Origin of the sequence: Sulfurovum sp. TSL6 (assembly GCF_019972115.1) — a bacterium.
Classification (GTDB): Bacteria; Campylobacterota; Campylobacteria; order Campylobacterales; family Sulfurovaceae; genus Sulfurovum.
In genome coordinates, this window is sequence record NZ_BPFJ01000001.1 from 323,211 (window position 1) to 340,945 (window position 17,735).

18 protein-coding genes are annotated in these 17,735 nt (G+C 38.0%); 6 read left to right on the top strand and 12 right to left on the bottom strand.

From position 1 onward, the window contains the following. Nucleotides 1-5 precede the first annotated feature (5 nt). The 9 genes from LDM93_RS01535 to LDM93_RS01575 form a co-directional block, all read right to left on the bottom strand. On the bottom strand, nucleotides 6-848 hold the full coding sequence (locus LDM93_RS01535) for a tetratricopeptide repeat protein (protein ID WP_223890185.1): 843 nt from the start codon (nucleotides 846-848) through the stop codon (nucleotides 6-8). Nucleotides 849-943: 95 nt separating this feature from the next. Continuing rightward, a complete protein-coding gene (locus tag LDM93_RS01540) occupies nucleotides 944-2,179 on the bottom strand; it encodes a glutamate-5-semialdehyde dehydrogenase (RefSeq protein WP_223890186.1) in 1,236 nt (411 codons plus the stop codon). A 2-nt stretch (nucleotides 2,180-2,181) separates the two neighbouring features. Beyond that, nucleotides 2,182-2,499, bottom strand: coding sequence for a pyrimidine/purine nucleoside phosphorylase (locus tag LDM93_RS01545; RefSeq protein WP_223890188.1), 318 nt, complete (start codon nucleotides 2,497-2,499; stop codon nucleotides 2,182-2,184). Nucleotides 2,500-2,516: 17 nt separating this feature from the next. Then, entirely contained in the window at nucleotides 2,517-3,284 is a 768-nt protein-coding gene (locus LDM93_RS01550; RefSeq protein WP_223890190.1) for a pyrroline-5-carboxylate reductase, read from the bottom strand. Then, nucleotides 3,284-4,066 (bottom strand): glutamate 5-kinase, encoded by a 783-nt coding sequence (gene proB / locus LDM93_RS01555; protein ID WP_223890192.1) that lies wholly within the window; start codon nucleotides 4,064-4,066, stop codon nucleotides 3,284-3,286. The genes LDM93_RS01550 and proB overlap by 1 nt, the downstream gene beginning before the upstream one ends. 121 nt (nucleotides 4,067-4,187) lie before the next feature. Beyond that, nucleotides 4,188-5,660 (bottom strand): sodium/proline symporter PutP, encoded by a 1,473-nt coding sequence (gene putP, locus LDM93_RS01560; RefSeq protein ID WP_223890193.1) that lies wholly within the window; start codon nucleotides 5,658-5,660, stop codon nucleotides 4,188-4,190. A 2-nt stretch (nucleotides 5,661-5,662) separates the two neighbouring features. Continuing rightward, nucleotides 5,663-9,247, bottom strand: coding sequence for a bifunctional proline dehydrogenase/L-glutamate gamma-semialdehyde dehydrogenase (locus LDM93_RS01565; protein ID WP_223890195.1), 3,585 nt, complete (start codon nucleotides 9,245-9,247; stop codon nucleotides 5,663-5,665). 115 nt (nucleotides 9,248-9,362) lie between these two features. Continuing rightward, nucleotides 9,363-9,662, bottom strand: coding sequence for a hypothetical protein (locus LDM93_RS01570; RefSeq protein ID WP_223890197.1), 300 nt, complete (start codon nucleotides 9,660-9,662; stop codon nucleotides 9,363-9,365). A gap of 519 nt (nucleotides 9,663-10,181) precedes the next feature. Next, the gene (locus tag LDM93_RS01575) at nucleotides 10,182-10,811 is read right to left on the bottom strand and encodes an NAD(P)H-dependent oxidoreductase (RefSeq protein ID WP_223890198.1); all 630 of its coding nucleotides are present in this window, start codon (nucleotides 10,809-10,811) and stop codon (nucleotides 10,182-10,184) included. Nucleotides 10,812-10,940: 129 nt separating this feature from the next. Here LDM93_RS01575 and LDM93_RS01580 point away from each other — a divergent pair, with 129 nt between their 5' ends. Next, nucleotides 10,941-11,471 carry a YbhB/YbcL family Raf kinase inhibitor-like protein gene (locus LDM93_RS01580; protein WP_223890199.1) on the top strand — a complete coding sequence of 177 codons (531 nt, stop codon included), beginning with the start codon at nucleotides 10,941-10,943 and terminating at the stop codon, nucleotides 11,469-11,471. On the opposite strand, the gene cutA is transcribed toward LDM93_RS01580, so the two are convergent. Both cutA and LDM93_RS01590 read right to left on the bottom strand, forming a co-directional pair. Next, a complete protein-coding gene (gene cutA / locus LDM93_RS01585) occupies nucleotides 11,468-11,794 on the bottom strand; it encodes a divalent-cation tolerance protein CutA (protein WP_223890200.1) in 327 nt (108 codons plus the stop codon). The two genes, LDM93_RS01580 and cutA, sit on opposite strands and share 4 nt — an antisense overlap. After that, the gene (locus tag LDM93_RS01590; RefSeq protein WP_223890201.1) at nucleotides 11,781-12,236 is read right to left on the bottom strand and encodes a low molecular weight protein-tyrosine-phosphatase; all 456 of its coding nucleotides are present in this window, start codon (nucleotides 12,234-12,236) and stop codon (nucleotides 11,781-11,783) included. The genes cutA and LDM93_RS01590 overlap by 14 nt, the downstream gene beginning before the upstream one ends. Nucleotides 12,237-12,289: 53 nt before the next feature. Between LDM93_RS01590 and mltB the strand changes: the two genes are divergently transcribed. The 5 genes from mltB (at nucleotide 12,290) to LDM93_RS01615 (ending at nucleotide 16,225) form a co-directional block, all read left to right on the top strand. Beyond that, nucleotides 12,290-13,300, top strand: a complete 1,011-nt coding sequence (mltB, locus tag LDM93_RS01595) for a lytic murein transglycosylase B (protein ID WP_223890202.1) — start codon at nucleotides 12,290-12,292, stop codon at nucleotides 13,298-13,300. A gap of 1 nt (nucleotide 13,301) precedes the next feature. Then, the gene (locus LDM93_RS01600) at nucleotides 13,302-13,763 is read left to right on the top strand and encodes a 23S rRNA (pseudouridine(1915)-N(3))-methyltransferase RlmH (protein WP_223890204.1); all 462 of its coding nucleotides are present in this window, start codon (nucleotides 13,302-13,304) and stop codon (nucleotides 13,761-13,763) included. 10 nt (nucleotides 13,764-13,773) lie between these two features. After that, the gene (gene dksA, locus LDM93_RS01605; protein ID WP_223890205.1) at nucleotides 13,774-14,130 is read left to right on the top strand and encodes an RNA polymerase-binding protein DksA; all 357 of its coding nucleotides are present in this window, start codon (nucleotides 13,774-13,776) and stop codon (nucleotides 14,128-14,130) included. A gap of 114 nt (nucleotides 14,131-14,244) precedes the next feature. Further along, on the top strand, nucleotides 14,245-15,291 hold the full coding sequence (locus LDM93_RS01610) for a hypothetical protein (RefSeq protein ID WP_223890207.1): 1,047 nt from the start codon (nucleotides 14,245-14,247) through the stop codon (nucleotides 15,289-15,291). Next, nucleotides 15,272-16,225 carry a tRNA-dihydrouridine synthase gene (locus LDM93_RS01615; RefSeq protein ID WP_223890209.1) on the top strand — a complete coding sequence of 318 codons (954 nt, stop codon included), beginning with the start codon at nucleotides 15,272-15,274 and terminating at the stop codon, nucleotides 16,223-16,225. Before LDM93_RS01610 ends, LDM93_RS01615 begins: the two co-directional genes overlap by 20 nt. An 88-nt stretch (nucleotides 16,226-16,313) precedes the next feature. Here LDM93_RS01615 and LDM93_RS01620 read toward each other — a convergent pair whose 3' ends face one another. Next, nucleotides 16,314-17,624: a paraquat-inducible protein A gene (locus LDM93_RS01620; RefSeq protein ID WP_223890210.1), complete on the bottom strand. Its 1,311-nt coding sequence runs from the start codon at nucleotides 17,622-17,624 to the stop codon at nucleotides 16,314-16,316. Between the last annotated feature and the right edge of the window lie 111 nt (nucleotides 17,625-17,735).

The window sequence follows — 17,735 nt, forward strand, 5'->3', positions numbered from 1 at the left end:
AATTTTTATAAAACAGTTGAGTTTTTAAACTCATTGGACGTTCGTAAAGCAGTGAAATAGGGCTCATTCTGGATCTCTTCTTTGAGGCTTGGTGATTTTTCTATGGCTTTTTCAAGGTCTTTGACTGCCTCTTTGAAATTATCCAGCTTTGCCTGAGCACAGGAACGCTGCCAATAGGCATACCCATATTCATTATCGATCTCTATGGCTTTATTGCTTAAGTTCAGTGCCCACTCATACTCATCAAGGTCAAGTACTGCATCTGCTTTGTAGGCATAGACCTCTGCATCATTGTCATTGATCTTTATTATCTCATCATAGAGATCTATTTTTGCCTGAGGATTGGTCTCCAGGTTTGATCTCATCCAATAAGAGTGGACAAGCTGTGCATTGTAAATATTATTTTGGTTATCAAGGACTATTTGGGACTGTTCTTGCACTTTGTTTTGTAAGGTTGCCAATTCTTGTTTATACTGCTCTGTGATCACCTCAATACTTGTCTCGACTATCTCTTCTGTTTTACTGCGGATGTCTCTGAGAGAATTCCAACCGGCAAAAAAGAGAATAGATGTCGCTGCAGCGATCAAATAGAAGATATTGGCAATGGTATCTGTCATATAGCGTGCTGCACGATCGTTATTTTCGATCTTTAACTGTGCAATATGTTTCTCCATATCAACACGTGTCTGTTGGTTGTCCATGCGTACGGATTTTAATTCATCCAGAATATAACGTTCCATCAGTGGACGTTCAAGCATAGGCGTTTTGGGTACTTCTTCGGCTTCAAGGTTGCCTAAAAGAGCTAAAAGCATAAAGAGTATAAGTGTGATTTTCTTTAGTATGTTCATGAGAACTACTTTCCTTTGATTGTTGATATGATTGGGATTGATTTAGGTACACTATAGCTTTGAGGGCTATAGTGAAGTGCAGTGAAAGAAGTAGGCTAGTTACGTATTTGTCCACTACCGTAAATTTTATATTTATAGGTAGTAAGCCCCTCTATCCCCATCGGTCCTCTAGCATGGAGTTTGTTGGTACTGATCCCAACTTCTGCACCAAATCCAAATGCTCCTCCATCTGTAAAGCGTGTTGAAGCATTGACATACACTGCTGCAGCATCTATGGCATTCAGAAATAGTTCAGCAGTCGTGATATTTTCTGTGATGATGGCTTCAGAATGCCCTGAAGTAAATCTTACAATATGTTCAATAGCACCTTCAACACTATCTACAACTTTAATATTTAAAATATTAGCCAAGTATTCAGTATCATAATCTTCATCTGTTGCATTGGCTACTTCTATAATACCTTGTGTTCTACTATCACCCTTGAGCTCAGTATGTGCTTCATCAAATGCAGCTTTGAGTTGAGGTAGGGCATCCTCTGCTATAGCAGCATCAACCAACAGTGTTTCCATCGCATTACATACACCAGGACGTTGTACTTTTGCGTTGAGTGCGATCGCTATGGCATTGTCTAGTTTTGCATCTTTGTCAATGTAGGTATGACACTGACCTTTATCGTGTTTAACCACAGATACCGTCGCATTTTCAGAGACATGTTTGATGAGTCCTGCCCCACCTCTTGGGATGATAAGGTCAACATATTTGTCCATCTTGATAAGTTTATCAACCCCCGCTCTTGAAGCGTCTGGTATGAGTGAGATCAATGCACGTGGAAGATTGTTTGCTTCTAATACGTCTTGAAGTATCTTTGCGATCTCTTCATTGGAATTTTGCGCTTCTTTCCCACCTTTGAGTACACAAACATTGGAGCTCTTAAAGCAAAGTGCAGCAGTGTCTGAAGTTACATTTGGACGAGACTCGTAGATGATTCCTATCACACCTATAGGAATGGAAACCTTTTGCATATTTAACCCATCTTCAGTGATCCATCCATCCAAGATACGACCTACAGGATCTTTAAGAGCTGCTATCTCTTCTATGGCTACTGCCATTGCATCGATACGACTTTCATCTAATAAAAGCCTATCCATCAGTGCAGAAGAGAGCTTATTTTTTTCTCCATCTTCCATATCTTTTTTGTTTTGTGCTACTAGGTTACGGCTGTTATCTCTAAGTGCTTGAGCCATTTCATTCAGTATTCTGTTTTTTTCACGTCCACTGATGGTCGCCAGAACTCTGCTTGAACTTTTTGCTTCTTTTAAAAAATCTTCCATTTTTATGCCTCTATATAGCTACAGCAGTAATCTGTAACCGTTTTGATTTTCAGATCAAAAGATGAGTTGGCTGGGACATTGAAACTCTCAGGCGTATTTAATTTTTTAAATTCTGTTTCTCCTGGAAGTCTGATCTCCAATTCTCCACTCATCATCTCCATGATCTCTGCTTCATTTGTGTCAAATGTATATTCACCTGGCTGCATCACACCTAAAGTCTGTCTTTCGCCATTGGGTAAAAAAATAGTTCTGCTCACTACTTTCCCATCGAAATATACATTGGCTTCTTTAATCATCGATATGTTTTCTAGTCTTGTCATTTTTTTGTCCTCGTCTGTTAGTTTTTACGTTTGAGCTCTTTGGCCTTTGCATAAGCATCACTTACTGCTTCCATCATCCCATGACGAACATTACAACGCTCTAACGCTGAATATCCAGCCGCAGTTGTTCCTCCCGGACTCATCACACCATCTTTTAGAATCGCCGGGTTTTCATCTGCTATAAGGGATGCAAACCCTTCAAAAAGGCCTTGTACCAGTACCTGGGCATCAGCACGCTTAAGTCCTTGATTGACTGCACCATCAGCCAAACTCTCAGCGATAAGAGCCAAGTATGCAGGCCCACTACCTGCTACACCTGTTGCGATGTCTAATTCGTTTTCACTGTTTAGCCATAAACTTCTACCAATTTTATTAAAAATACTTAATGCACTTTCCTTTAGATCTTCATCTCCTGTGATAGTTGTCATAGATTTAAGATGACTTGCCCCTAAATTTGGCATCGTTCTTATGTATTTTTTTGCTTGTATTTGTGACTTTAGACTCTCTATAGACGTTCCTGCTAAAACAGAATAAATGGCATCTGCTTGTCCCATTAATTTGGGAGCTAGATCTGGAAGAGAGTAGGGCTTGACACAAAGTACTATATTTTTACTCGATATATCTTCTTTGTCTCCCATCACTTTTGTTGAAATTTGAGGAAGCTGTTCTTGAAGCGCTTGTAAAGATTTTTTATTTCTTCCAAGCACTTCTATCTCATAATTTTCGACTAAACCCTTAATAAGCGCTTGTGCCATATTTCCATTACCAATAAACGTCAACTTCATTATTTATCTTTCTTCTTGTTTGTTTGCGTTGTAAATAGTGTACCTTTATTATGTACACCCTCGATTAAAAATTCTCTGGCAGTCGTCAGATCATAACCATTACATAAAAGCATCTCTCTGCGTTTACTCATAATATAGTCAGCTGCTTTGAGTTTAGTGACAATACCACCTGTTGCAAATTGTGAGTTTGGAGTAACTTCCTGCTCCAGCTCTTCTTTTTTTATCTCAGTGACAATTTTTCTGATCTTTGCATTTGGGTTATCTTTAGGGTTAGCGTCATAATATCCATCAATATCACTTAATATCACAAGGAGATCAGCACCGGTATAATAGGTAATATGTGCAGAGAGTTGGTCGTTATCTCCAAAGAGTTGATCTGGAGTTGTTGAAATATCATTTTCATTGACTATAGGCAAAATATCATTTTTCAATGTTCTGTCTATAATATCTTGAAAGATCTTTGTATGTACTCTTGAGTCAAAATCTTCTTCAGTTAAAAGTATCTGAGAAATAGGCACATCATAAATGTCAAACTTGTTTTTATAAGAACTCATTAGTATGGGCTGTCCAACAGAAGCTAAAACTTTTTTACTTGTAGGAACAGTTCTGTTTAATTTAACGGCTGTATATCCTGCAGCAACTGCTCCTGATGTGACAAGAATGACCTCATATTTTTTTCTAGCTTCAGCAATTAACGAGGCTAGGTTTAACATCCTCTCTTTTGCAATACTTGTTGTCTCTGTCAAGACACTACTCCCCACTTTTATAACGATCCTTTTCACTTTTTTATTCCTTTTTTTAATTTATTATAATGGTTTTACTCTTATTGTACTGTAACATCTACATTTTGTAAAATATTTATTGTTTTTCTTTAAAATTCCATAGTAACTATTTTATAATTTCCTATTCAACTTTTAATCGGTTTTGCACTTCATCAAACTTTTTAGCGATAGAATCCGGATTGGAAGTGCCATATTTGCTAAAGATCAAAATAGCTATCCACGATAAAACAAATCCAGGAAGCAATTCAAATATATCAAATATCCCACCCTGCAGCTCTTTCCAGATGATGACAGTTAAAGCACCCACTATCATACCTGATATCGCACCGAACTTTGTAATGTTACGGCTATAAAGACTTAATATGATAAGTGGCCCAAATGCGGCACCAAATCCTGCCCAGGCATAGGATACCAGTTTAAGTACACTGGAGTTCTCATCTGCTGATATATACCATGCGATGAGGGCGATCATGATCACTGTGGCACGTCCGATCCAAACAAGTTCTTTGTCACTGGCATCTTTATGTATGATTGCGTGGTATACATCCCTTGTTAACACAGAAGAGGATACAAGCAGTTGTGAGTCTACCGTACTCATAATAGCCGCGAGTATCGCAGCGAGTAAAAAGCCTGCGATCCAAGGGTTAAAAACAAGTTGGGAGAGTGTAATAAAGATCTTTTCACTGTCAGCCAGATCAATGCCGTTTGCTGCAACATAAGCAAACCCGAAAAAACCGACGCTCAAAGAACCCAGAATGGATAAAATCATCCAGGTCATCCCGATGGTTTTGGCTTTATGTGTCTCGTTTTCATCTCTGATAGACATAAATCTAACAAGAATATGAGGCTGACCAAAATAGCCTAATCCCCATGCAAGCAATGATATCACAGAGATAAGAGAGGCACCGCTGACCATATTGAGATGTGATGGGTCTATAGATTCTATCGCTGTCATAGCACTTGATACTCCTCCAAGTTCAGAAACAACCACAATGGGTGTGATAACAAGAGCAAGCATCATCAAAATACCCTGAATAAAATCTGTCCAACTTACAGCATTATAACCCCCTAAGAAAGTATATGAAACGATCACAAAACTCCCTACAAGCAGTGCATCTGAATAAGCAATGTTAAATGTTGCCTCAAAAAGCTTCGCTCCCCCAACAAGTCCTGATGAAGTATAAAGAGTATAAAAAATCAAAATAACCACTGCAGTGATCACTCTGAGCATATGTCCGTTGTCTTCAAAACGGTTTGCCAGATAATCCGGAATAGTAATAGAATCGTCTAGATGATGCGTATATACTCTAAGTGGCTTTGCTACATAGTGCCAATTCAGATAGGCTCCTAGTATAAGCCCCACTGCAATCCAACTACCGACTATCCCATCACTATACATCATACCCGGAAGCCCGAGAAGCAGCCATCCACTCATATCAGATGCTCCGGCACTTAGAGCAGTCACACTAGGGTTTAGACCGCGTCCACCTAAAACATAGTCACTCAAATCATTTGTTTTAAAGTAAAAATAAAACCCTATAGCCAGCATCACCAGCATATATCCTATAAATGATATTATAATTTCCGGTTGCATATTTAAATCTCCTCCAATCTAATGCTTTGAATACCAAGATTTCCGTATCTGTGGTAAGAGTTTGAGATACTCTGTTCTATAAAGTAGTGCATGAGCTCAAGTCTGCCGTGAGATACAAAGTTGTCACTGGCTATATAGATAGCTTTATGGGCAATCGCATTGTAGATATTGTCGCTTACATTGTCCGGATGCAGAAACCTTACTCTTTGTACTTCCGGTATCTTCTCGATCAATGCATCTTCATCTTCCCTGGCAAAACTGTCCTCTTTCCCGATAAAAGAGTTCTGTTTGGATTCAAGCCATATCAGTTCGGCTTTACGGGATTTTTTAGGTATAGATATATGAAGTTGCGCACCTATCATTTTGATAGCCATGATCGTTGTCAGTATCTCGTCCAGTTCATCTTGCTCTTCGATTCTAAGCAGTACACTTTTCACAGGAAGATAACGGATAATATTGCTTTCTCCCCTTATATGTGCATAGTCATGCTCTTTTAAAAACTCAACCTCGTACCAATGGGTAAAGTGGCACATATGTCTCAATGCCGCCTCACACTCATCATTAAATACCGTATCTCTTGTAAGGAGAACTCTCATTTGATCTAAAAACTGGCTTGAACATGATTCGTAAAGGTTTGTCTCTTGATACGTAAGGTTCATGAACTGACTAACATAGTTAAAACCACCCGCTTTTTTCCCACTTCCTATGGCAGATTTTCGCATGCCGCCGAAAGGCTGACGTGTGACAATCGCACCTGTCGTTACACGGTTGATATAGAGGTTCCCTGCAATGATCCGTTCTTTCCAGTAATCTTGTTCTCTTTTATCTAAAGATTCTATACCCGACGTCAAACCGTAGCCTGTTGCATTTACTATATCGATAGCATCATCCAGATCTTCTGCACACATTACACTTAGAACAGGACCAAAAAGCTCATTCATATGACAAAAATCATTTCTTTTTGTTCCCCATCTTACTGACGGTGTAAGCATATACGGATTACCTTTGTCCGTGAAATCTGGTTTTACCAGCCACTCTTCACCTTCATCAAGATAGGTGAGTGATTTTTTAAGTTCACCTGAGGGAAGATTTGACAATGTTCCGATCCGGTTAGAAAAATCCCAAACGGAGCCTGTTTTAAGTGATTCAACCCCTTCTTTGAGCGTCTGCTTAAATGCTTCATCATTAAATAGCTCTTTTTCAAGTACCAGCAGTGAGGTTGCTGAACACTTTTGTCCTGAGTTATGAAAGGCCGATACGATCACATTTTTAATCGCTTGGTCACGATCGGCTAAAGCGGTCACAATGGTCGCATCTTTACCACCGGTCTCAGCACTAAGTGCTATATCCGGACGGGATTTGATGATGTTATAAGCTGTTTTTTCACCCCCTGTAAAGATAGTGAAATCGATATCTTTGCTAGGGATCATATGCTCTCCTACAACAGGACCGCGACCTGGGATGAACTGCAGTGTATTTTTACTGACACCGGCATCCCAAAAACATTGGCACAACCGATATCCGCAAAGGATAGAGTCTTCCGCTGGCTTTAATATGACTGTATTTCCTGCGGCAAGTGATGCGGCGATTCCACCTACTGGAATAGCGATAGGAAAGTTCCATGGACTGATAACCAGACCCACGCCTTTACCCGTGGCTTCAACACCTGTAAGAGCAGATATCTTTGCCACGCTGTAAGGGTAGAAGTTCGCAAAGTCTATCGCTTCACTTACTTCTACGTCTGTTTCGGTAAACACTTTACCTACTTCTGCAGCAGCCACACCTATGAGGTCCGCTCTTGCTACTTTTATCTCATGTGCTACATCCATCAGGATCTCTTGTCTCTCCGTTGCCGTGAGTTTTCTCCAGCCATCCGGGTCTTCTTTGGCTGTTGCAATAGCCCTTTTCATATCTTCAGGTGTTGCTTCAGTATAGCGTCCTGCCAGTTTATTCTCATGGTACTGGCTCTTATCTATTACATCGACATGTAGATCTCTTTGAACGATCTCCCCACCTACAACGGGATAAGCATTAAATCCACCCACTTTACCGATGTTCTGCCACTTGTCACGGATCTTTTCTGCCCACTCTCTGTTTGCCTTGAGTACAAAGTCTGTATCTGGTTCATTCTCAAAATGGTAGCGTTTCAGATCAATCGTCTCTTTGACGATCTCTTTATTCCTATCTTGCGTTCTATAAGGCTCCTGATCAACAGTGGGCATAAGAGCAAGAGCATCATCATAACTTTTGAGCAATATATCCCATGCAGGTGTATCGACCTCAAGGCCAAAACTGTGTCGTAAAAAGTTCTGTTCTGCTGTATTTTCATCAAATCTTCTCACCAAATAAGCTATGGCATTTGTAAAGGTCTCTTTCGTTGCAGTCGGCGCATAAAGGATCACATTCAAGCCTTGATCTTTCAGTACCTGATAGGCTGCTTCACTCATCCCCTCAAGCATCTCTGCAGTGACATATTTTTCTACTTTTCTCTCTTTTGCCAATAGCATTGCTAGTGCATGGTCAAAAAGATTGTGTGAAGCGATACCAGTATGTACATAAGGCGCCACTTCCGGGTCAAGTAAAAAGTTCATCGCTATTTTATAGTTTGCATCAGATTCCGCTTTTGAAGAGTAGGTGACATTCGGCCAGCCTCTAAGAGATGCTTCGGTCAGTTCCATCTCCTGATTTGCACCTTTGACAATACGGATCTTGATAGGAGCACCACCACTTTGCACTCTTTTTTTAGCCCAAGCGTATAACTCTTTTATATAGATCATCGCATCGGGAATGTAAGTCTGGATCACTATTCCGGCATGAAGGTTTTTATACGCATCCATCTCTAAAACATTTTTGAATGCATCGATAGTCATCTGGATATCTTTATACTCTTCCATATCAAGATTGACAAACTTATAGTGTTCCTTGCCGTTTTTATCCAAATACGTGTTTTCCATTGCTGCACTATAGACTCTTTTTAACTGCTCGGAAATATGATGAATATTGTTCTCATGTGCATGTGGGATGATCTGAGAAAAGAGGTTTGATATTTTAATAGAGAGATAATCAACATCAGGATTTTGAAGCAGTTTTATATATTTTTCAACTCTTTTGTCCGCTTCTTCCTTACTTAAAACGATCTCCCCGATCACATTGATGTTGACTCTGGTACCCTCTTGTTTCCTTTTGTGCATATGCTTCGACAGAACAGGGTCTTCTCCTTGAATGACAATAGAACTGATATCGTTTCTGAGATATTTGACAAAAAGAGGAATGGAAATGGAGGTAAGATAGATCCCAACATCGCGAAAAAGCCAGATGAGAATCTGTTCAAACTGAGAAAAGAAATCTGTGTTTTTGTATTTTGTAAATATGTATTCCAGCTGATCTGCAACCCTATCTGGGTTGCTGGAGCGGAAGCTTTGGTCCAGTAGTTCGATAAGGAAAATTTTGTTCACAGGATTTCTCAGCATTTTTAACATCATATCGTGAAAATCCTGCTCTTGGCCCTTACGAGAAACCTGTATCTTCTTTTGCCATTCATAGGCAACTAATTTCACTTCCTGTGCTATTTTTTCCGGTATAGTCAAGTTATTTCCCCTCCATTTTGAATGATTTTTCCCTGTAGTACGGTAACGTTCATATATCTAAGTTTTATTTTATCTATGCGCTATGTTGCTCAAAGGCCACAGGTATATTTATCTGCTAATGTTTAACTCTTAGTTTTTTGTTATTAAACTCCAAGATCAAACTATCTTTATCCTCTATGATTTGATCTACCACATGTACCGATATTTCAGGAGTTTTTTTAAAAAAATGCTCTATGTTTCTCTTTGCCTCTTCTATATTTGTATCATCCTTAAAATCTAACAATAGAGCGTTTTCTCCAAAGATCACCCTTTGATTCAATATATTTAGGTTATCAGCATTGCCTAGGAACTTAAAAAAATTTAATTTCTCTTCTCTGGGTAGATCTAAATAGTTTTTTAGGTAAATAAATTTCATTTTAATTTTCCTATAAATATGTAAAAATTTACATGTAATTGCTATCATTCTAACATATTTAAATTACTCATGACTTAAATAAAATGTCAATAATATATCGAATTAAGTATGCTGTTTAATTCTATATAATGTAATACAACATAGACAGAAAAAAGGGAAAATTGGTATAAGTAGAGTGTAAAAAAGATAAAGGTAAATGGCATAAAATATGGTCTTTACGGTATCTCAGGTGCAGTCATAGTCTCACCTTGCATGGCATAATTTCTACCAACACTGGCAATGCCGGAAAATTCCAAGTTCAAGTTCTCTTTATCAGAGATGATCTTATTATTAAGATAAAGATGTTTTATCTCTACGATGACAGGGACTGTTTTCGTTCCTTGGAGATCAAACTCCTATAAGTACTCACAAAAGAAGGCTACTTTGATGCCCGATGGCATCGGGAAAAACCCTTCTATGCGTTCTTCTGTAGGGATGTCAAAAACTTCAACTTGACTTTGCAAAGCATCTAATGGTTTCTTACTTTATAAACTCAACTACTTCATCAAAAGGAAGTCTAACCTGTGTGGACTGTTCATTGACCCTGTAGCCAAATGGTACGACAACTGCTACCTGGTACTTACTTGTATCAAGGCCTAGAACCTCTTCCACATTCTCTTTTTCAAACCCTTCTATAGGACAGGAATCTATGCCTACAAAGGCAGCAGCAGTCATCATGTTTCCTAATGCAATGTAGCTCTGTCTGGCTGTCCATGCATAGGTGTTTTCATCTGTACTGAGTGTCTTTTCCAAGTGTTTGGCATAGATATCCATATAAAAATCAAGTGTCTCCTGAGGCATATCACGTCGCATAAATCTCTTTTTAGGGATGCCACTCTCTACTTTGGCATTTTCTATGCCTGCAAGGATGATGACAAGATGCGAACAGGAAGTGATCTGCACCTGGTTCCAGCAGAATGGTCTGAGCTTTGCTTTGAGTTCTTCATTAGTGATCACCAAAAACTTCCATGCTTCCATACCAAAAGAAGAGGGTGATTTTCTTCCGGCTTCTAAAATGTAATGTATCTCTTCATCACTTATCTTTTTGTTTTCATCAAATAGCTTACAGGCGTGTCTGAAATCCATCGCTTTAGTAAAATCATTTTGCATTGTTTGTCCTTTTGTTTATATTGTGATAGGGTATCTCAACTATCACAGGATGTCAAGATTTATCTTGAAAAAACTAAATAGGATTCTAATGTAAATTATCCTATGATAAATAAAAAATAAGGAGAAAAAATGCGATATATATGGATAGTGATGCTCGTAGGCTCATTTTTACAGGCTGAGAGTTTTACTTTGGCAAGTGAGACGATCAAAGGACAGATGGTTAAAGCCCAGGAGTTTGACGGTTTTGGATGCAATGGGCAAAATATATCTCCGGAGCTGCATTGGAATCATGCACCCAAAGGTACGAAAAGTTTTGCTATCACTGTGTATGATCCTGACGCCCCGACAGGCAGCGGATGGTGGCATTGGCTGATCGTGAACATTCCTGCTGATACCCATAAAATAGGTGCAAATGCTTCAGCCAAAAAAACACTCCCAAAAGGTGCAATGGAAACAACAACTGATTATGGTCATGCAGGCTTTGGAGGCGCCTGTCCTCCACAGGGAGACAAAGCCCATCGTTATGTATTTACGGTACATGCATTGGATGTTGAAAGTTTACCTGTAAAGGCGGAGACCAAGAGTGCAGTGGTAGGCTTTATGATCAATAAACATACGATTCAAAAAGCTTCGATTATCTCTTATTATCAAAGAGATTAAGTGCTTATCGTTTCCTCTTCTATCCATTGAAGGTAGGGTGGATTGGCGCCTGCCATGGGTACCATGATGATCTCAGGTACGTCATAGGTATGCAGGTGCTCGATCTCTGTTTGAATATTTTCAAAGAGTGATCTTTTCGTTTTCATTTGAAGACGAATCTCTTCTGATTCTATGATCTTTCTTTCCCAGTGATACGCACTCTGTATGGTTGTAGACTGTACACAGGCAACAAGTTTCTTTTCCAAGAGTCGCTGTGTGATGGCATCGGCATTTTCTTTTGAATCTGTCGAAGTAGTGATGATACAGTAATCAGAGGCTTCCATTTTTTACCTTTTCTATAAAATCTTCCACACAAAGTGAAATCATCTGGTAGACTTTTTCAAATCCTTCAAACCCGTTAAAAAAGTAAGGATCAGGCACATCTTCCCCTTTAAAATTCGCATAATCCCCTAAAAGGTGGATATTGGAAAAACCAAAGGCTTCCATGTCTGCTTTGTTTTGTCTGTCCATAGCTACCACATGGGTAAAAGAGTGGATGTCCTCTTTGCTGATAGGACGTGAATACTGTTTGCTGATATCAATAGCATATCGCTGAGCGACCTTGATAGAATTATCGCAAGGTGCTTCCCCCTTATGCCAGTCGCTTGTACCTGCAGAGTCTATGTCAAGCTCAAGTTTATTTGTTTGGGCTATATGTTCTGCCACACCGTGAGCCAGGGGACTTCGGCAGATGTTTCCCAAGCATACGAATAAAATACGATCCATAATTTACCTTTTATTTCTATAGTGTACAATACCAAAAATATGAGGATAATTTGATGAAAAGAGCCATAACATTATTATTTATCATGACATTCATATTATCTGCCAAAGATTATACAAAAAACCCTATAACGATAGAATTTATGGATGCCTTGGTTCAAACCTATGATTTTAAAATAGCCGACCTTGAGAAATTATTTTCAGATGTCAAAGTCCAAAAATCTGCATTACATGTATTTCTCCCTGAAGTAGAGAAAAAAAGAACACCTGAAGAGATCGCTGCACTTGAAAAGCTTTATCCAAAATATGGTGCATGGGATCGCTATGCAAAATACAGAATCAGTGAGGCACGTGTTCAGCAAGGTGTGGATTTTATTAAACGCTACCAAAAGATATTTGATCAAGTCGAAAAAAAGTATACGGTACCTAAAGAGTATATCGCAGCTATTATAGGTATAGAAACGGTGTATGGCAGGAATGTTGGAAAGTATCCGGTATTTGATACGTTGAGCACTTTGGCTTTTGAAAAGAACAGAAGAAACACATTTTTCCAAAAAGAGTTGATGAAGTTCCTGCACCTCTCTCAAACAGAAAAATTCAATCCTAAAAATGTGTATGGCTCTTACGCTGGTGCGATTGGCTTAGGACAGTTTATGCCAAGCAACTATGAAGCATATGGTGTGGATTTTAATAAGGATGGTAGAATTACACTGCAGAAACCTGAAGATGCCATTGCAAGTATCGCAAACTATTTGAAACAAAATGGTTGGCGTAAGGGCGAGCCTGTTGCTACCAGAGTAGGGTATCAGGGAATGCGATTTGAAGCCTATGAAACCGGCTATAGAAAAACCTATGATCGAGCGCAACTCAAAGGTATACGGCCCAAAAAGAAGTGGGACTACTGGGGCAAGGTACGTCTTATTAAGCTGAACAAAGAGAAATATGATGAACTTTGGTATGGTGCCAAAAACTTTTTTGTGATCACCCGCTATAACCACAGTGCCTATTATGCAATGTCAGTACATCAGTTGGCGACAAAAATTGCAGCAAAAATGAAAGAGGAATAATATGAAGATCAATGTAATTATTATTGATAAAAAAGGGAAAGATAATTTATATGCCGGTTTGATAGAGCATTATAAAAAGATCGCTAAACCTTTTGCAAAAGTAGAAGTTATTGAAGTTTTTGACAAAGAAATAGCAAAAGCACAGGACATTTCTCCGGAAGCTGCTCAAAAATCATACAGCAAAGCATTAGAAAAGTATATGGATTCTGGTATAAATATAGCGTTAGATCCTTCTTCAAAAGAAGTAGATAGTCATGAATTCGCAAATTTGCTTAAGGATAGCGTTCAGGTAAATCTCTTTATTGGCGGTGCATACGGCTTTGAGAGGGATTTTTTAACCAAATGTAATAATTCAATATCATTTGGTAAAATTACGCTTTCACATAAACTTGTGAAAGTTGTGTTGATGGAACAGATCTTTAGAGGTTTGACCATTAACAATAATCATCCATATCATAAATAGGAAAACTTAAATGTTAAAAGAAACAGAGTTGAATGACTTTCAAAACAAATTACTAGACAGAAGAGTACAGATAGAAAAAAACCTTAGAGGGACTAGCCTTGAGTTAGAGGGAATGAGGGAACTTGAGTTGAATGATGAAGGTGATTATGCAGCTGCTTCTGCAGAAGCTGTGATAGATAGTGCAATTTTAATACAACAGCGTAAAGAATTAACCGAAATTGAACTTGCTTTAGATAAAATAAAGGAAGGAATTTTCGGTATATGTGAAATGTGTGAAGAGCCTATAGGCAGAAAACGTCTAGAAGTGAAGAACTTTGCACGTTTTTGTATCACATGTAGAGAAATCACTGAAAAAGAAACCAAATAGATTTTCTATTTTAAAGCAATAGCTTACGTAAACGCTCTGATAAAGGTAACGGGGTGTTTACGTGGACATCTATAGATTACTCTATTTGCGTCGCTTACACCATAAGGGGATAAAATGAGACTTGCTCTGTATATTTTTGTTACTTTTGCGCTGATGGCAGTAATTGCTGCGTTTACCTATACGGTGAACCCGGATCATTATGCGATAGAGTTGATGGGGATTAATTTTAGTTTTCCTGTAGCAGTATGGATTATTCTGCCTATGGCGATTTTATTTATCTTCACATTGATACATATGTTCGTTTATGGTTTAAAAAATTATTTTATACTTAAAAAATGGCATAAAGATGCAAACACGTTAGAAGACGCTTTGTACTGGTCACTGATCAATGAGCCAAAAGAACAAAAGTATGGAATAGAGGTATTAAGAAGCTCTGCATCACTTTTAGGAAAAGCATCTCTCAATCTTTCTGACACTATAGAAGGTTTGACACCAAGACTTACACGTGTTATCAATATCATACAGAAAATAAAAAATGGTGATTATATTGACTTAAAAGAAGAAAAAATGACTAAAGTCTTTAAGGCAAATAACCCCATTTTGACACAGAACAATCTGAATCGTCTACAATCTGATGATAAATTCATTGAAGAGGTGTTGAAGTCTGCATCAGAATACTCTGAGGTCGTACAGGCAGAAGCACTTGATACTTTTGCCCGTAAAGAGAACTTTGAAAAAGCCCGTAAATATGTAAAAGTTTTTGATATTAAAAGCTTCTTTACTATGCTGGAGAGAGTGACTGAAGAAAATATGCTTGAACTTACCCCTGAGATACTTACAGATTTTGTAGATGCACTGGATATTGGCTGTCAAGACTTCATGAAAATAGCTTCCGTGACTAAGAAATATTTTAATCCCGAAGAGAATTTGACACTTTTCAGAGGTTACCAGCTTGATAACCCTAAGGCACAAAATGCCTATCTTTATCTTCTTTTTGAATATGAGTTATTGGATCAAGTTGCCATCTACTTGAATGAACAAGAAGAGCATGAATTTATGAAGTTCAGAGCACTTTGGGAATTGAAACAAGAACACACAAAATATAAATTAGAAGATATTATCGATATACAAACCGTTTGTAATGAAACTAGACTTTACTAAACCTCTTTACGTATTAGCCCCTCTTGCGGGCTTTACCGATCTCCCTTTTCGTTCCGTTGTTAAGAAATTTGGTGTTGACCTTACCATTTCAGAGATGATAAGCTCTAATGCATTGGTCCATAACTCTAAGAAAACATTTCGTATGCTCGAGAAAAGTCCTATAGAAGACCCCTATGCTATCCAAATAGCGGGTTCTGATCTGGATGTCATTAAGCGTGCAGTGGAAATCATCAATGCAATAGACGGCATTACAACGATAGATCTCAATTGTGGCTGTCCTGCACCCAAAGTCGTGAATAACCTTCAGGGTTCATCTCTACTTACAGATCTGCCTCAAATGGCAAAAGTGATAGAAACGATTAAAAAATACTCCAACAAAGAATATACTTCGGTAAAGTTCCGTTTGGGATTTAACGAAAAAAACCATGAAGAGATAGCACGTATATGCGAAGGGTCCGGAGCAGACTATATTGCTGTACATGGAAGGACAAGAGCAGGCAGATACAAGGCAGCTGTAGATTATGATGCGATAGCACAGGTAAAACAAACCGTATCTATTCCAGTCATTGCTAACGGTGATATAGACTCTCCTGCTAAAGCGAAATGGGTACTGGAGCATACAGGGGCAGACGGCATCATGATAGGACGTGCAGCAGTAGGCAAGCCATGGATATTTAAACAAATCAAAGAGGGGATGGAAGAACCGACCTCAGAACTCATTAAAGAAGTTGTTTTAGAGCATTTTGACCAAATGATAAAACATTATGACAAGTATGGAGCGATTATTTTTAGAAAAAACCTTCATTCCTACTCTAAAGCCGGTTATCAAGGCGCTTCTGCATTTAGAAATGATGTGAATAGAATAGAGGATCCAAAAGAAATGAGAGCAGTGATAGAAACATTTTTTTCTCAGCCTCTTTTAGATGAAGTTTGATACCTATCAAATCACTTAGAGATCTATATTACCCTTTGTCTTTAGGCTAACTAAACTTTTTTTATCTCAGTGTATGTCTCTATAAACACTAATCAGATCTACGTGAATTTTCTACAAGTATAGAGAGAACAAAACTGCTAAGAACAAAGCCTAAAAAGAGGAAAAATCCTACCTGTAATTCAGTACCGTTAGAGGTAATGACATTGACAGGGGTACTTTGTTCTACCAGTTTTTTTAACTCATTTTCTACCATGCTGTCAAGTCCTAAATAGGCCATAAATATGGAAACAACCATCACATCTGCCATAGACCATTTTGTAGATCGCAATGCAAAGAAACGTACAATGGCATTGTTCCCTATAAAACTTCTGCTATAAAAGTATAAATACGTAGAGAGTAGTTTTAGCGTCGGAAAAATAATACTGAACATCACCAAAAGTACCCCTACAAATATCATCTTGATCTCATCAGATTCCAATAATAGCTGTACCAGATCAGAGATACTCTTACTTTTAAAAAAAATGATCTGATCTGTAAAGGTAAGGGGTTTGTCCAATATAATGAAGTAGAGTTTATTTATTTTAGCTTCTATATCAAGCATAGGCAGAAAAAGACCAGTAATGAGCAAAGCAGTACTTGTGACAGAAAGTAAGAGCAATGAAAGTGATTTTAGGATGGTTCCTTGAAGTATAATAAGGATGATCAGGATAACTGCCATAGACAAAATAGCTATGGTGTAGAGGTTCATCTCTTCTGCTTTTTGTTTAAGTTCTGTATCTAAAAACGTACTGCATGTCTCAAAGTCTTTACATTGATAGAATTTGAGTATTTGATTGTATTCACTCATATCAACGGGGTCAAGATTCGTTTGCATGAATTGATGCAGTTTATCTTTCATTACGGCTTTGAGGATCTTTTGATTTGCAGGTTTTTCCAGTTCATTCATCACAGCATCAGTATATTGGGGTACTTTTTTTCTTAAATTCCTAATATCAACAAGCTCATCGGTGATCATTTGTTTGGTATCACCTAAGAGGCTTTTAAAAAAACCTCTTTTCCTTTCGTTATCTCTTCGTACTGTTTTGTCTGCTTCAACAATCAGTGTATCTATCACAGTTTCCACATATTTTTTGATCTCTTCACGACTTGTTGAAGTAAAATCAAATTCATCAATTTTTTGATTGAAGACAGCTGAGATCTTCTCTGTCCAGACATTAGAGTTAAGGAGACCGTACTGCAGACTGTGCAATTCTTCATAATCGATTTTTAAAAGTTTTGACTCTTGACCTGTTTTGAGAAGATGTGGTATGGTATAAATGATTGCAGAGAGTAGAAGAATACTTAGGATCATCAACCAATATGAAAATATTTTTTTAATACTTTGTGTCATAAATGTCATTTCCCATTCTTCCTACATTTTTTATGATTTTAGTGTTATATACCATGAGTATAGCTAAATTAGTGTAAACATTTAAGAATAATGTTATAATTCCAACTTAATTTTTGGAGC